At 64.9% G+C, this 16075-nt stretch carries 12 protein-coding genes; all 12 read left to right on the top strand.

Annotation, left to right across the window (positions count from 1 at the left end):
* Positions 1-31 precede the first annotated feature (31 nt).
* The 12 genes from PCK14_RS03705 to manD all read left to right on the top strand — a co-directional run bounded on the left by PCK14_RS03705 (position 32) and on the right by manD (position 16066).
* The gene (locus PCK14_RS03705) at positions 32-1039 is read left to right on the top strand and encodes a Gfo/Idh/MocA family protein (RefSeq protein WP_269937119.1); all 1008 of its coding nucleotides are present in this window, start codon (positions 32-34) and stop codon (positions 1037-1039) included.
* A gap of 288 nt (positions 1040-1327) precedes the next feature.
* A complete protein-coding gene (locus PCK14_RS03700) occupies positions 1328-2914 on the top strand; it encodes an ABC transporter substrate-binding protein (RefSeq protein ID WP_269937118.1) in 1587 nt (528 codons plus the stop codon).
* 21 nt (positions 2915-2935) lie between these two features.
* Positions 2936-3877, top strand: a complete 942-nt coding sequence (locus PCK14_RS03695; protein WP_269937117.1) for an ABC transporter permease — start codon at positions 2936-2938, stop codon at positions 3875-3877.
* Positions 3874-5715 (top strand): dipeptide/oligopeptide/nickel ABC transporter permease/ATP-binding protein, encoded by a 1842-nt coding sequence (locus PCK14_RS03690; protein ID WP_269937116.1) that lies wholly within the window; start codon positions 3874-3876, stop codon positions 5713-5715. Before PCK14_RS03695 ends, PCK14_RS03690 begins: the two co-directional genes overlap by 4 nt.
* Entirely contained in the window at positions 5712-6605 is an 894-nt protein-coding gene (locus PCK14_RS03685) for an ATP-binding cassette domain-containing protein (protein ID WP_269937115.1), read from the top strand. The genes PCK14_RS03690 and PCK14_RS03685 overlap by 4 nt, the downstream gene beginning before the upstream one ends.
* A gap of 71 nt (positions 6606-6676) precedes the next feature.
* A complete protein-coding gene (locus PCK14_RS03680; RefSeq protein WP_269937114.1) occupies positions 6677-7537 on the top strand; it encodes a sugar phosphate isomerase/epimerase family protein in 861 nt (286 codons plus the stop codon).
* A gap of 126 nt (positions 7538-7663) precedes the next feature.
* Positions 7664-8830 carry a Gfo/Idh/MocA family protein gene (locus PCK14_RS03675; RefSeq protein ID WP_269937113.1) on the top strand — a complete coding sequence of 389 codons (1167 nt, stop codon included), beginning with the start codon at positions 7664-7666 and terminating at the stop codon, positions 8828-8830.
* A gap of 121 nt (positions 8831-8951) precedes the next feature.
* Entirely contained in the window at positions 8952-10028 is a 1077-nt protein-coding gene (locus PCK14_RS03670; protein WP_269937112.1) for a LacI family DNA-binding transcriptional regulator, read from the top strand.
* Between the two features lie 63 nt (positions 10029-10091).
* Entirely contained in the window at positions 10092-11546 is a 1455-nt protein-coding gene (gene uxaC, locus PCK14_RS03665) for a glucuronate isomerase (protein ID WP_269937111.1), read from the top strand.
* Positions 11543-12997 carry a mannitol dehydrogenase family protein gene (locus PCK14_RS03660; protein WP_269937110.1) on the top strand — a complete coding sequence of 485 codons (1455 nt, stop codon included), beginning with the start codon at positions 11543-11545 and terminating at the stop codon, positions 12995-12997. Before uxaC ends, PCK14_RS03660 begins: the two co-directional genes overlap by 4 nt.
* Before the next feature lie 349 nt (positions 12998-13346).
* Positions 13347-14768, top strand: coding sequence for a glucuronide transporter (uidB, locus tag PCK14_RS03655; protein ID WP_269937109.1), 1422 nt, complete (start codon positions 13347-13349; stop codon positions 14766-14768).
* Positions 14769-14836: 68 nt separating this feature from the next.
* Positions 14837-16066 (top strand): D-mannonate dehydratase ManD, encoded by a 1230-nt coding sequence (manD, locus tag PCK14_RS03650; protein ID WP_269937108.1) that lies wholly within the window; start codon positions 14837-14839, stop codon positions 16064-16066.
* Positions 16067-16075: the final 9 nt, after the last annotated feature.

Raw genomic sequence — 16075 nt, 5'->3', positions numbered from 1 at the left:
TCAACCACCAGCACCAGACAAAGGAGTCACCATGCCCAGAGTTGCCGTCATTGGTTGCGGAGACGTTGCCACAGTCCACTTCGAGGCCATTGCCGCCATCGAGGGGGCAGAGTTGGTCGCGGTGTGCGACACCGATCCGGGCCGCCTTGCCGAGGCGTCGGTGGCCCGCGGCGTGCCCGGCTATGCGGATGTGGCGGCCATGCTCGATGAGGTGCGCCCCGACGTGGTCCACGTCTGCACGCCGCACAACCAGCACGCCGACCCCGCCATTGCGGCACTGGAGCGCGGCATCAACGTCATCAGCGAGAAACCGCTTGCCAGCACCCTGGCCGACGGCGAACGGCTGGCCGCCGCTGCCGCCGCCAGTTCGGCGCGCATTGGCGTGTGCTTCCAAAACCGCTACAACCAGGCGGTTGCCGCCATGGCGCAGCGGCTTGCCTCTGGTGAATTTGGCGAAATCCTGGGCGGCTCGGGCACTGTCATGTGGAGCCGCGACGCGGGCTACTACCTGAACCGGCCGTGGCGGGGATCCTGGGAGGGTGGCGGCGGCGGCCTGCTCATGAACCAGGCCATCCACACCCTTGACCTGCTGCAGTGGATGATGGGCGAGCCCACCAGCGTCTCGGGCCATGCGGCAACCCATGCACTGGGCGCAACCATTGACGTGGAGGACACCGCCGAGCTGGTGCTGACCCACGCCAACGGCGCCCGCAGCGTCTTCTACGCAACACTTGCCAACTCCGTCAATGCACCCATCACAGTGGACATCGTGGCCGAGAAGGCCACGCTGCACCTGCGCGGGGACCTGGCGATCACGCACTCCGACGGCCGCGAGGAAGTGGTGCAGGAACGCCGCGCCGAATCGGGCGGGCGAGACTACTGGGGCGTCTCCCACCAGCTGTACATTGCCGACTTCTACTCCCAGCTGGGCCAGGACGGGCCGTTCTGGATCAACCCGGACGAGGCCCTGAAGACCCTGCGCATCATCAAGGACGTCTACGCCCAGAGCTACCCGGACCGGGTGGCAGAAGTTTCCTAGGCAGACAGGCACCAGCACCACACCAACAATGCCCGGACGATTACCGTCCGGGCATTGCCATGCCACCCGTTTGTGACGACACAAAGCCACCGATTGTCACCGCTTTTGTGCCATGTGAAGGTGAGTATTCCGGGGGAAATTGACTCGAATGTAACGATTTGCGGCATCTTTTGACAATCGGTTGCCAAAAATGGGCAACCCAAGTAATGTGTTTCATGCAACGACAAATGTGGTGCACGCCACAGTTTGCCCCCAATGATTTCATCCACTGAGAAGTAGGAGCCAACAATGAAGTTTGGTCCAAAAGCTGCGGTACTTGCAGCAGTCACGGCCGCAACCCTGGCGCTGGCCGCCTGTGGCGGCGGCGGAGCCGGAAATGCCGGCGGCAACAACGGCCCGGCAGCTAGCTCGTTGACAATTGCCAGCGTCAACGACCTGAAGACATTTGACCCCAGCGACGCCCACATCGGCCACACCATGCCGTTCTACCAGGCAGCGTACGACTCCCTGATCCTGCGGGAACCGGATGGCAAGCTCAGCCCCATGCTGGCGCAATCGTGGGAGTACAACGCGGACAACACCGTCCTGACCCTGAAGCTGCGCACCGACGTCACCTTCACGGACGGCGCAAAGTTCGACGCCGCCGCCGTCAAGGCCAACCTGGAACACTATAAGGAGGCCAAGGGCCAGGACGTCTACCAGGTCGCCTCCCTGAAGGGCGTTGAGGTTGTTGACCCGGCAACCGTGGCCATCACACTCACCGCCCCCGACCCGGCCTTCACCTACTACCTGACACAGGCAGCCGGCCTCATGGCCAGCCCCAAGGCGCTGGGCACCCCGGGAATCAAGACCGACCCCGAGGGATCCGGCCCGTACCAGCTCGACACCAAGAACACGGTCAAGGGTTCGCAGTACGTCTTCACCAAGCGCGACGGCTACTGGAACAAGGACCTGCAGAAGTTCGACAAGATCACCATCAAGTACCTCGTTGACCTGACCGCCCGCACCAACGCCCTGGTCTCCGGCCAGGTGGACGCTGCGCTGTTGGACCCCAAGTCCGGCAAGCAGGCGGAAGGCTCCGGCATGGTGCTGCACGCGAGCCAGGTGGACTGGCAGGGGCTCCTGCTCATGGACCGCGACGGCAAGATCACCCCCGAACTGGCGAACGTCAAGGTGCGCCAGGCCATGAACTACGCGTTCGACCGCAAGACCATCCTCGACCAGCAGTACCTGGGCCAGGGCACCGTGACCAACCAGGTCTTCGGCCCGGACAGCGGCGCCTACGTCGACTCCCTCGACAACCGCTACCCGTACGACCCCGCCAAGGCCAAGGCCCTCATGGCGGAAGCCGGCTACCCCAACGGCTTCACCCTGAAGATCCCCACCGTGGCGGCATTTGACGGCATCAACGCCGTGTTCAAGCAGCAGCTGGCCGACATTGGCATCACCCTCGTGACCGAGAGCATCCCGCCGGCAAACCTGGTGGCAGACATTGCCGGTGCCAAGTACTCGGCCGCAACGTTCCAGCTGTACCAGGGCGAGCCCTGGGTTGCCATCAACCAGATGGTTTCCACCACAGCCCTGTACAACGCCTTCAAGACCGAAACCCCCGAACTGACCGCCCTGATCAAGGACGTCCAGGCCGCGGGCGAGAAGAGCGGCGAAGCCGCCAAGAAGGTCAATGAATACATCACCGAAAACGCCTGGTTCGTGCCCATGTACCGCCTGAACCAGATGTTCTACTCCAACAAGAAGATTGACGTCCAGCCGCAGCTGCAGCAGGCCGTTCCTTCCATCTACAACGCCCCCCCCCCCTGTTGGGGGGGCCCGGGGGGGGGTTTGTGTTTACCAGCCCCCGCCCCACCCCACCCCTGAGCCACGCTTTTGGAGCGAATCATGCTTAATTTCATCTTGAAGCGAGTCGGCGCCGGTGTTGTTGTCCTGGCGGCCATCTCCTTCTTCACGTACATCCTGCTGTACTTCTCCAGCACCAACATCGCCCGCAACATCCTGGGCGAGTACGCCAGCCAGGAACAAGTAGCAGCCAAGGAGATCGAGCTCGGACTCGACCAGCCGCTGCTCACCCGCTTCTTCGACTGGGCACGCCACGCCATCACAGGCGACTTTGGCACTTCATGGTTCAACTCTGAAAGCGTGGTCCAGGCGATCACCACCCGCCTGCCCATCACCCTGACCCTGGTTGTCGTCTCCATCGTTTGCATCGCAGTAGTTGCGACGCTGCTGGGCATGGCCGCCGCCGTCAAGCGCGGTTGGATCGACCGGCTCGTGCAAGGGGCGGCCGTGGTTGGCGACGCGATCCCCAACTTTGTCCTGGGCATCATCCTGGTCACCATCTTCGCCATCCAGCTCCAGCTCTTCCCCGCCACCAGCAGCATCGCCCCGGACTCCGGGGCCAACGCCTGGGTCCTGTCTATGACACTTCCCGTGATCGCACTGGTCATCAACGGCGTCACCAGCTCGGCCCAGCAAATCCGCAGTGCCGTCATCAAGCAGCTGGAAAAGGACTACGTGAGGACCCTTCGCAGCCGCGGCATCTCAGAGCGAGAAATCCTGTTCAAGCACGTGCTGCGCAGCGCCGCGCCGGCCGGGCTGACAGTGCTGAGCCTGCAGTTTGTGGGCATGCTTGGCGGTGTGGTCATCATCGAACAGATCTTTGCCCTCCCCGGCATGGGTGCCCTCGCAGTGCAGTCGACCACCATGGGTGACATTCCCCTGGTCATGGGCGTCGTGCTGTACACCGTCATCATCGTCATCATCGTCAACCTCCTGGTGGACCTCATCAACGGTTGGCTGAATCCCAAGGTGCGTGTGTCATGAGTCAAACAGTCGAGCTGACGGGACAGACCGGCACGGTTGTGCGGTCCTCCGTCGTCAAGAAAATCGTCAAAAACCCCCTGGGCCTGCTGGCCCTGGCCATCCTGGCCGTCATGGTGGGCCTGGCCGTGTTCGCCAACTTCCTGGCCCCCTTTGACGAAAACTTCGCCAACATTGGCAAGACCCTGGCCGCCCCCGGCGGGGAAAACCTGTTGGGCACCGACAGCGTTGGCCGCGACGTCTGGTCCCGCCTGGTCTTCGGCGCCCGGACCACGCTGCTCTCGGCCCTGCTGTGCGCCGCCGTGGCAATTGCCATCGGCCTGCCCGCCGGCCTCATCGGCGGCTACTACGGCGGCAAGTTCGACGCCGCAGCCAACTGGGTCACCAATGTGCTCATGAGCCTGCCGGGCATCATCGTCCTGCTGACCGTTCGTGCCGCCATGGGACCGTCAGTCTGGATCTCCATGGTTGCCTTCGGCATCCTGATCAGCCCAGGCTACTTCCGCCTGACCCGCACAGCCGTGCAGTCCGTTCGCAACGAGCTCTACGTCGATGCTGCCCGCGTGGCCGGCCTGAGCGACGCCGCCATCATCTCCCGACACATCTTCTCAGTGGTCCGGGCTCCCATCATCATCCAGACCTCCATGATCTGCGGCGTGGCCATTGCCATCCAGTCCGGCCTTGAATTCCTGGGCCTGGGCGATCCCACCGTGGCCACCTGGGGCGTCATGCTCAACGAGGGCTTCAAGAACGTCTACCTGAACCCGCTGCTGCTCGTGTGGCCCGCCGCGGCCATCGGCCTGACGATCGGCGCCCTGGTCCTGCTCGGCAACGCCATCCGCGACGCCCTGGAAGATGCAGACAAGATCAAGGCACCCAAGCGCGGCACCGGTGCAGCCGGCGCGGCCGAGCGTGTCCGCCCCGCCCAGGGTGCGAGCGGATCCGCCGTCGAAACCGGAACCGAACACCACCTGGTCAAGGTCTCCCACCTCGGCGTGGGCTACCCGCAGGCCGACGGATCCGTCAAGAAGGTTGTTGATGACGTCTCCTTCCATGTGGACCGCGGTGAGGTTCTGGGCATCGTGGGGGAATCCGGTTCGGGCAAGTCGCAGACCGCCTTCTCCATCCTGGGCCTGCTGCCTGAAGCAGCCAGGATCGTGGCCGGCAGCATCCAGTTTGACGGCAAATACACAGTTGCACCCACGGACGACCGCGTCAGCCAGACCCGGCTCAGTGAGTTCCGCGGCAAGAGGATCTCCTACATCCCGCAGGAACCCATGAGCAACCTGGACCCCGCCTTCACCATTGGCCACCAGCTGGTGACCCCCATGGTCCGGGTCCTGAAGATTTCCAAGGCCGAGGCCAAGGAACGGGCGCTGAAGCTGCTCGACGACGTCGGCATCCGGTTCCCGGAGAAGACGTTCAACGCCTATCCGCACGAGGTTTCCGGTGGCATGGCCCAGCGCGTGTTGATCGCCGGCGCCATCAGCTGCGAGCCTGACCTGATCATCGCGGACGAGCCCACCACGGCCCTGGATGTGACCGTTCAGGCGGATGTCCTGGACTTGATCCGCGATCTCCAGAAGCGGCTCAATGTTGGCGTCATCCTGGTGACACACAACTTCGGTGTGGTTGCCGACCTCTGCGACCGCGTGGCTGTCATGCAGAACGGGCGCCTCGTTGAGGACGGCCCCGTCCGCGAGATCCTGCGCAACCCGAAGGACCCCTACACAAGGAAGCTCCTGGGCTCCATGCTCGAGGGCAAGGAACCCATGACCATGCTGGTGTCGACCGGCGCGCCGGCCGCCAAGCCGGAAGACGAAAAGGAGGCAGTCCTGTGACCCGCACCCAAGGCAAGCCGTCCGGCGTCGAAAACCAGGGGGAGAACCTCCTGACCGTTTCAGGCGTCGATGTGGAGTACCCACTCAAGGGGTTCCGGCGCAAGCCCTTCCGCGCCCTGACCGACATCAACATCCACATCAAGCAGGGCGAGACCCTGGGCCTGGTGGGGGAGTCGGGCTCCGGCAAGACAACCCTGGGCCGGGCCATCCTGGGCCTCGCGCCCATCAGCCGCGGCTCAGTGGTATTTGAAGGCAACGACATCACGCAGGCAGGGCGCAAGCAGCGCCGATCCCTTGGCCGTGACCTGCAGGTGGTGTTCCAGGACCCCTATACGTCCCTGAACCCGTCCCTGCAGATCGGCGACATCCTGGCCGAGCCGCTGGGGGTCCAGGGCAAGTCGCCCGACGCCGCCCGCAAGCGCGTGCGTGAGCTCCTGGACCAGGTGGGTCTGCCATCCGATGCCATCAACCGCCTGCCGCGCGAATTCAGTGGCGGGCAGCGCCAGCGCGTTGCGATCGCCCGGGCCCTGGCCCTCTCACCCAAGCTGATAGTCTGCGACGAACCCGTCAGCGCCCTGGACCTGTCCACGCAGGCCGTGGTGCTGGATTTGTTCCTGCAAATCCAGCGCGACACGGGCGTCTCCTACCTGTTCGTCTCCCATGACCTGGACGTGGTGCGGCACATCAGCCACCGTGTGGCAGTCATGTACCACGGCGAAATCGTGGAACAGGGCACCTCCGAACAAGTCACCCGGGACCCGCAGCACCCCTACACCCAGCGGCTGCTGCTTGCCTCGCCGGTGCCCGACCCGGACCGCCAGGCCAAGCGGCGCAACGACCGGCACGAACTGCTCGCGGCACAAAGGCTCACGGCCGCCGTCACGGCGTAGCGGCCGCCCACAATTTCAAACAGCTTCAATTCCGGCCGGCCCGTCGAGGGCCGGCCAACGAAAGGAAAATCATGGCAAAAATCGGTGTGCAGGCAATGATGCTCAAGGACAGCTTTGCGGAGGTTGGCGCCTTTGAGACGCTGCGCAAGGTCAGTGAACTGGGGTACAACGCCGTCGAAATTTCCCAGATCCCGATGGATGCCAAGAATGTGGGCGAGCTGGAGCGTGCCCAGGCGGACCTTGGCATGGACGTTGCCTCGCTCTCGGTCATGATGGAAAAGCCCGTGGGCCGCCCCGGGGAATCCCTCAAGGAAGACTTCGAGAAGATCGTCGATGATGCCAAGCGTCTTGACACAAATCTCGTGCGGATTGGCATGCTGCCGTTCGGAGCAATGACGTCCATTGACGCCGTCATTGAATTTGCCAAGGAAACCAACGGCTACGCCGAACGCCTGGCAGAACACGGCATCAGCCTCTACTACCACAACCACCACATTGAGTTCGCGAAGTTTGATGGCAAGTACATGCTGGACATCATCAACGAGAACTCCCCGGCCATGGGCCTGGAAATCGATGTCCACTGGGTGCAGCGCGGCGGCCTTGACCCGGTCCGCACCTTGGAGAAGTACGCCGGCCGCACTGCCATGGTCCACCTGAAGGACTACAGGATTGGGCAAATGCCGGAGTCGGCCCTGGGCTACTTGGAAAGCGGTGACTTCGTGAACTTCATGACGGAGTTCAAGAACGTGGTCCAGTTCGCCGAAGTGGGCGAGGGCAACCTCGATTTCCCCTCCATCATTCCCGCAGCGGAAGCCGCCGGCGCCCAGTACCTGCTCGTGGAACAGGACGAACTGTACGGGCGCACCGTGTGGGAAGCCCTGGAAACCTCGCACCGCAACCTGACCGCGATGGGCTTCGGCAACCTCTTCTGACGCCTGGCCCCCGGTGGTCGAGCCTGTCCTGGCCCCGGTGGTCGAGCCTGTCCTGACCGCCCGGTGGTCGAGCCTGTCGAGACCCCCATACTTATTCGAATTACAGCTACGAAACGGAGCAACACAGTGAGCAAGAAAGTACGTCTCGGCATCATCGGCCTGGGCCAGCAGGGCGGCGCCTACGCCAAGTTCATCAGTGACGGCATGGTCCCGAACATGGAGATCGGCGCGATTGCCGACACCGACCCCTCCAAGCGCGAACTGGCACAGTCCAGTTACGCCGGCGTCAACGTCTATGAGGACTACATTGCCCTGATGGAAAGCGGCGACGTCGACGCGATCGTCACCTGCGTCCCGCACTTCCTGCACCCGGAAATGGGCATGGCCGCCCTCTCCCGCGGCATCCACGCCCTGGTGGAGAAGCCGGCCGGCGTCTACACCAAGCAGGTCAAGGAGCTCAATGAGTTCGCTGCCTCCAAGCCCGAGCTGTCCTTCGCCATCATGTTCAACCAGCGCAACAACCCGCTGTACCAGCGCCTGAAGGAAATCGTGGACAACGGTGAGATCGGCGAGATCCTGCGCACCAACTGGATCATCACCAACTGGTGGCGTCCGCAGGGCTACTACAACTCCAGCGAATGGCGCGCAACCTGGGGCGGCGAGGGCGGCGGCGTCCTGGTCAACCAGGCCCCCCACCAGCTGGATCTGTGGCAGTGGATCTGCGGCGTGCCCAAGTCCGTGTTCGCAAAGGTCTCCTACGGATTCCGCCGCGACATTGCCGTTGAGGACGAGGTCACCGCACTGGTGGACTACGGCAACGGCGCCACCGGCACCTTTGTCACGGCCACCCACGACATGGTGGGCACCGACCGCTTCGAGATCCTGGGCGATGCGGGCAAGATCGTGGTGGAGGGCTCCAAAACCGCCACCGTCACGCGCCTGAAGAAGAAGGAACGCGAGATCAGCGAAAGCATGGGCCTGGACGATGTCCGCAAGCTGTTCATGGGCCAGCTGGACATGGACGAGCTGCGCACCACCGAAATCGTCGAGTTCGACTCTGTCTGGGGCGCACAGCATGCAGGCGTGCTGGAGAACTTTGCCGCCAACATCCTCGACGGCACTCCGCTGCTGGCACCGGGCTCCGACGGCATCAACGGCGTCCGCCTGGCCAACGCCATCCACCTTTCCAGCTGGAAGGGCGAGGAAGTGGGCCTGGACTTCGATGAGGACGAATACCTTTCGATGCTCAACGACCGTATCCGCGAAGAAGGCAAGTACCCCGAGCGCCACTAGCCCTGCTTCGCCTCCCGCCCGCCTCCTTGGCCGGGCGCCCAGGCCGGCCGGCTCCGTCATTCGACGGGACCGGCCGGTTGCTGGGTTAAGCTTGCGTTGGCAACCAATTGCGGAGGATCCCATGACTGAAACCACCCCGGCCAACGACGGCACGGAGCAGCCCGGCAGCCGGGCAAGGGCGGCCAAGGCCGCGCCCACAATCTACGACATCGCCGAGCGCGCCGGGGTGAATCCCTCCACGGTTTCCCGGGCCCTCAGCAAGCCAGGACGCGTCAGCGCCAAGACAGCGCAGAAGATCATGGACGCCGCCGAGGAACTGAACTACCAGGTCAACATCTTTGCCCGGGCGCTGCCCACGGGCAGGACGCAGACGGTGGGCCTGATCGTTTCCGACATCACCAACCCGGCGTTCTTCGACATCATCCGCGGGGCCGAGACCGCCGCCGCAGCGCGTGACTACACCTTGATGCTGGCCGAGTCCACGGAATCGGCCGAGCACGAAATGACGGCGGCGCGGCGCATGCTGGCAACCGTGGACGCCCTGATCCTTGCCAGTCCACGCCTTTCAGATGAGGAGATCCAGGTGCTGGCGGCCAAGAAGCCCGTCATCCTGGTGAACCGCAAGGTCGACGGCGTCTGCTCCGTCGTGGCCGACCTCGAGCCCGGCGTTGCCGATGCCGTGCGGCACCTGGCCGCCATGGGCCACACCTCCATCTCCTACGTGGCCGGCCCGGAACGTTCCTGGATGTCCAAGAGGCGCTGGGAAACCATCAAGGCCCGCTGCGACTGGCACGGCATTGCCCTGTCGCAGGTGGCAGCAGGCGTGCCCACAGTGGAGGGCGGCCGCCGGGCTGCGGCCGCCGTGAGGGCCGGCCAGGCCACTGCCGTTTTCTGTTACAACGACCTCATGGCCATTGGGCTCATGCGCGAACTGCAGGCCGCCGGGGTGGATGTCCCGGCCGGGCTGAGCATCCTGGGCTTCGACAACATCTTCGGCTCGGATTTCACCACGCCTCCGCTGTCCACCATCAAGTCGCCCTTGCATGAACTCGGCGTTGCCGCCCTCATGCAGGTCCTTGACACGGTCGGTGCAGGTGCAGGTGCAGGTGCGGATTCGGGCACGGGGCCCGGCCCGGGCCCCGTGCCCGACACGGAACTTGTGTTGCGCGGTTCCACGGGGGCCGCCCGCGTGGCCTGACCACAGTTTGGCAATGTTTGGCAACCGGTTGACAAAACTGGCGGGTGGATGGACGATTGATCTATGTCACACTCTCTTGCGCCCACCGACACCAGTGAGTCCGCCGCCGGGACACTGCCGTCCCCCGCCGCCGACCCCGACCGCCTGCTGCCTGCCGACCCCGGAACGCGCGCCATCGCCCGCGATTTGCTGGCACGCGTTGAAGACCTGCCCATCATTTCCCCGCACGGGCACGTTGAGGCGTCCATGCTGGAGTTGGACACACCCTTCCCGGACCCGGCAACGCTGCTGGTCAGCCCCGACCACTACGTCACCCGGCTGATCCACGCCAGCGGCGTCCCGCTCGAGCGCCTGCGCATGGGCGGCACCGCAGCCGTGGAACCCCGCGAGACCTGGCGCGAGTTCGCCAAGGCCTGGCCTCTGTTTGACGGCACGGCATCCGGCTACTGGATGCGCGACTCCTTTGAGCATGTTTTCAACCTGAGCCGCGAAGTCAACGCCGAGAACGCTGATGCCCTCTTCGACGAGCTCGACGCCAAGCTCAAGAGCCCGGCCTTCCGGCCCCGCCAGCTGTTCAAGGACTTCAACATCGAAGTCCTGGCCACCACCGACGACCCCCTGGATGACCTGGCCTCCCACGCGGCCATCGCCAAGGACCCCACGTTCACCGGGCGGGTGCTGCCCACCTTCCGCCCGGATGCCTACATCAAGTTCGCCGCGTCCGGCTGGGCCGAACGCGTGGCAAGGCTGATAGAGACGGCCGGCGACGGAATCGGCGGCTACGCCGGCTACATCCGCGCCCTGGAGAACCGCCGCCAGTACTTCGTGGAGCACGGCGCGGTCTCCAGCGACCACGGGGCACGCACCGCCATGACCCTGAAACTGGATGAATCCGCCGCCGCCGCACTGTTCGAGAAGGCCCTGCGCGGCGAGGCAACGGCGCAGGATGCCGACGTCTTCGAGGCGCACATGATGTACCAGATGGCCCGCATGGCCGTGGCCGACGGCCTGGTCATGACCATTCACCCGGGCGTGTTCCGCAACCACCACACGGACTCGTTCAACAAGTTCGGCGCCGATACCGGCCATGACATCCCATTCGCCGTCAGCTACACGGAGGCCCTGCGCCCCATGCTGGAGGACTTTGGCACGGAGCCCGGCTTCCACTTCATCCCGTTCACGATCGACGAGACCGTGTTCTCCCGTGAAATCGCCCCGCTGGCCGGCTTCTACCCGTCGGTCTTCATCGGTGCGCCCTGGTGGTTCCTCGACGCCCCGGATGCCATGCTGCGCTTCCGTTCCGCCGTCACCGAGACCGCAGGATTCTCCCGCTCCTCGGGCTTCATCGACGACACCCGCGCCTTCTGCTCCATCCCGGCCCGCCACAACACCTCGCGCCGCATCGAGGCCAGCTTCCTGGCCCGCCTTGTGGCCGAACGCCGTGTCAGCGAGTCCCGCGCACACGAGATCATCGTCGACATCGTCGACGCCGCACCCCGAAGGGCCTTCAAGCTGTGAGCCACGAACAAGACATACTGCCCACCCTGAACCGCAGCACCGCCAAGGCGGGACCGGCCGCCCCCGTGCGCATCGTCCACCTGGGGCTGGGCGCCTTCCACCGCGCCCATCAGGCCTGGTACACCCAGCGCGCCAGCGACGGGGCGCAGTGGGGGATTGCGGCGTTTACGGGACGCCGCCCCGACGCGGCCACGGCGCTTGCAGCCCAGGACGGGCTGTTCACGCTCATCGAGCGGGCCGGCGACGGTGACTCCTTCGAGCTCATGACGAGCATCGTCGAGGCCCACGACGGCGCCGACGTCGCGGCCCTGGAACGCCTCGTTGCGGCGCCCGCCACGGCCCTGGTCACCCTGACCATCACCGAGGCGGCGTACAACCTGGCGGCTGACGGCACCCTGGATTTGGCCAACCCCGCCGTGCAGGCGGACGTTGATGCGCTGCGGGCCTTGACCAGCCCCGACGGGGCGCACGACGCCGGCAACCCGCCTGCCGCCGGCACGGCGTCGGGGCGGCTTGTCCAGGCGCTGGCCGGCAGGCGTGCCGCCGGGGCCGGTCCCATCGCCGTCGTCTCCTGCGACAACCTCGCCAACAACGCCATCGCGGCGCGCGCCGCCATTGGTGGCCTGGCCGATGTGGTGGATCCGGGCCTGGGTGCCTGGGTCGCCGGGAACGTCAGCTTTGTGGGCACCTCGATTGACCGCATCACGCCCCGGACCACAGACGCCGAAATTGCCTTGGTTGCCGCCGAGTGCGGCTACGCGGATTCCTCTCCCGTGGTCACCGAACCCTTCAGCGACTGGGTCCTCAGCGGCGACTTCCCGGCAGGCCGCCCCGACTGGGCCAGCGCCGGCGCCGTGTTTGTGGATGAGATCGAGCACTATGAGAACCGCAAGCTGTGGCTGCTCAACGGCGCCCACTCGCTCATGGCCTACGCGGGCCAGTTGCGTGGCCATGAAACCGTGGCCCAGGCCCTGGCCGACCCCGTCTGTGCCGCCTGGGTGCAGGAGTTCTGGAACGAGGCCGAGGCCAACCTTCCTGCTGAGGGCCTGAACATCCCCGCCTACCGGGCAGCGCTGCTGGAACGCTTCGGCAACGCCCGGATTGCGCACCACCTGGCCCAGATCGCCATGGACGGATCCAACAAGCTGCGCATGCGCGCCGTTCCGGTGTATACGGCTGAACGCGCTGCTGGCCGCCCCGGCACCGGGGCCCTGCGCATGGTTGCCGCCTGGGTGGCCTTCATCCGCCAATCCCATGCCGACGGGCGCGCCATCGCCGACGCCGCCGGTTCCGCGGCCATTGCCGCCGCGCTGGCGCTTGACGGCTCCGGCGGCCACAGCGACGCGTCGCTGGCAGCCCTTGTGTCCCTGCTGGACACGGAGCTCGCCGCAGATGCTCAGGCAGTTGCCTCCGTGGCAGCCCTGGCCGACGGGTTTGCCGTCCGGGCATAGGACCGGAGGCTGCCACGCCCTTCGAACGGCGGGCAGTTGTTGATGTTTGAGGCGAACATCAGCAACTGCCCGCCGTTCGTTTCTGTTTTGCGGCCGAGCCCGGGGCCGGGCAGCCCGAAAACATAAATTAAGAAACTGGTGGCAAGCGGTTGCCAAATGTTGTCAGAGCTGCTTTACTGGAAGTAATACAGCTCACTTGGTTAGTCGGCTCACACAGGGTTTGCCGAACAACCATTGCCTCTGAATCACCGTGAAGGCCCAACGCAGGGCATCCGGCCTTTTGGATCCGTGAGTGCACCTGGCGCCTTCCACAGGCGCCAGGAACGGGTAAAGGAGCCCAGTGATGACAATGACTGAACAGAATTCCACGCAGGCCATCTCGGCCCCCGCCGTGGCCCCGCTGCCCAAGCGCAGCATCATCGGCTACGGCGCCGGCGACGCCGCCAACAACCTCGCCTTCACCACGGCCACCATGTTCCTGCTGCTGTACTACACAGACGTGGTGGGCATCAGCGCCGCCGCGGCCGGAACGCTGCTCCTGGTGGTTCGCATCTTCGACGCCTTCGCCGACGTCTTCGCCGGCCGCATGGTGGACAAGACCTACCACAAGAAGCTCGGCAAGTTCCGCCCGTTCATCATGTTCGGCTCGGTGCCGCTGCTGCTGCTGAGCGTTGCCACGTTCTCCATCCCGCAAATCGGGCAGACAGGCATGCTCATTTGGGCGTACGTCAGCTACACGCTGCTTGGCCTGGCCTACAGCTTCGTCAACATTCCCTTCGGCTCACTTGCCGGGGCCATGACGCAGGTATCCAGCGAACGGGCCAAGCTGGCCAGCGCGCGCACGATTGGCGCCGTCGCGGTCGGATCGTTCCTTGGCATCTTCATCGCCCCCCTGATGAAGGGCGGGGAGAACCTGCAGCCGCTCTTCACCACCTTGACAATCATCTTCGCCGTCGTCGGCACGGGCCTGTACATGTTTACGGTGTTCACCGCCAAGGAGCGCGTGGTGCGCGAGGTGACCAAGGTGTCCCTGAAGCAGAGCATGTCCACGCTCAAGGGCAACAAGCCGCTGCTGCTGCTGTGCATCAGCTCCTTCCTGTTTCTCACGGGCCAGCTGGCCATCAGCTCCATCCAGATCTACTACTTCCGCGACGTGCTGCATTCCCTGCCGCTCTACGCCGTCATGGCGATCGTGAACATCTTCCTCACCTTCGGCCTGGCTGCACTGCTGCCGCGACTGGTCCGCCTCGCGGGCAAGAAACGCCTCTACCTGGTGGCCGGACTGCTCATGGCCGTTGGCGGCCTGATCGTCTTCATCGCCCCGGCCTCCATGGTCTGGTTCGCGTTCACAGGTGTGCTGATCGCCCAGCTGGGCATCATGATGGCCAACATGTTGGTCTGGGCCCTGGAGGCCGACACCGTGGAGTACGGCGAATGGCGCACCGGCGTCCGCTCCGAAGGCATCACCTACGCCTTGTTCTCCTTCACGCGCAAGACCGGGCAGGCAGTGGGCGGAGCCCTGGCGGCATACGCCCTGGCCTGGGGCGGCTACGCCTCAGGCGGCGCCGCACAAAGTGACCACGCGCTGCTCGGCATCCGCGTCGGATCGGGCCTGCTGCCCATGGTGTTCGCCATCCTCGCCATTGCCATCATGTTCCTGTACCCGCTCACCGACGCCAAGCACAAGGAAATCGTGGCCGACATTGAAGGCCGCCGCAAGGAACGCCTCGACGCCGCCCTGAACCGCCGCGACTCCGAGGAAAACTCCTAGACATTCCAGCACCACCGCATCACCGCAGTTACCACCCAGCCCAGCAAAAACCCGGAAGGAATACCGACGTGAAGATCATTTCCGCAGAAGTATTTGTCACCAGCCCGAGCCGCAACTTCGTCACCTTGAAGGTCACCACCGACGAAGGCGTCGTGGGCATCGGCGACGCCACCCTCAACGGCCGTGAACTCGCCGTTGCCGCGTACCTCAAGGAACACATTGCCCAGCTGCTGATCGGCAAGGATCCGCACCGCATCGAGGACACCTGGCAGTTCCTGTACCGCAGCTCCTACTGGCGCCGCGGCCCGGTCACCATGGCAGCGATCGCCGCCGTCGACATGGCCCTGTGGGACATCAAGGGCAAGCTGGCCGGCATGCCGGTCTACCAGCTCCTGGGCGGCGCCTCCCGCAACGGCCTGCGCGCCTACGGCCACGCCTCCGGTGCCGACATCCCGCAGCTGTTCGACTCCGTGCGTGAGCACCTGGAACTTGGCTACAAGTCAGTCCGCATCCAGACGGCCATCCCCGGCATCAAGGCTGTTTACGGTGTTGCCGCCCAGGCCCAGGCCTCGGGTGAGCGCTACGACTACGAGCCCGCCGGCCGTGGTGCCTTCCCGCAGGAAGAGGACTGGGACACCCGCGCCTACCTGCGCCACCTGCCCACTGTCTTCGAGGCAGTCCGCAACGAGTTTGGCCCCGAGCTTCCCCTGCTCCACGACGGCCACCACCGCATGACGCCCATCCAGGCCGCCAAGCTGGGCAAGTCCCTGGAACCGTATGACCTCTTCTGGCTCGAGGACTGCACCCCGGCCGAGAACCAGGAAGCCCTGCGCTGGGTCCGCCACCACACCACCACCCCGCTGGCCATCGGTGAAATCTTCAACACGGTCTACGACTACCAGACCATCATCAAGGAACAGCTCATTGACTACGTCCGTGCAGCCTCCACCCACTTCGGCGGCATCTCCCCGCTGAAGAAGGTCATGGACTTCGCCGCCCAGTACCAGATCAAGTCCGGCTTCCACGGCCCCACCGACATTTCCCCTGTCGGTTTCGCCGCCCAGCTGCACGTGGGCCTGGCCATCCACAACTACGGCATCCAGGAGTACATGCAGCACTCGGATGCGACCAACGAGGTCTTCCAGCAGTCCATGACCTTCAAGGACGGCTACCTGCACCCGGGCGATGCCCCCGGCCTCGGCGTGGAATTCAACGAGGAGGCCGCCGCGGCATTCCCGTACCAGCAGGCCTACCTGCCCTACAACCGCCTGGTTGACGGAACGGTCCACGACTGGTGATCGACGCTT

It is taken from the genome of Arthrobacter sp. HY1533 (assembly GCF_027568515.1).
Classification (GTDB): domain Bacteria; phylum Actinomycetota; class Actinomycetes; order Actinomycetales; family Micrococcaceae; genus Specibacter.
This window is presented reverse-complemented; position numbering and strand designations above follow the sequence as displayed.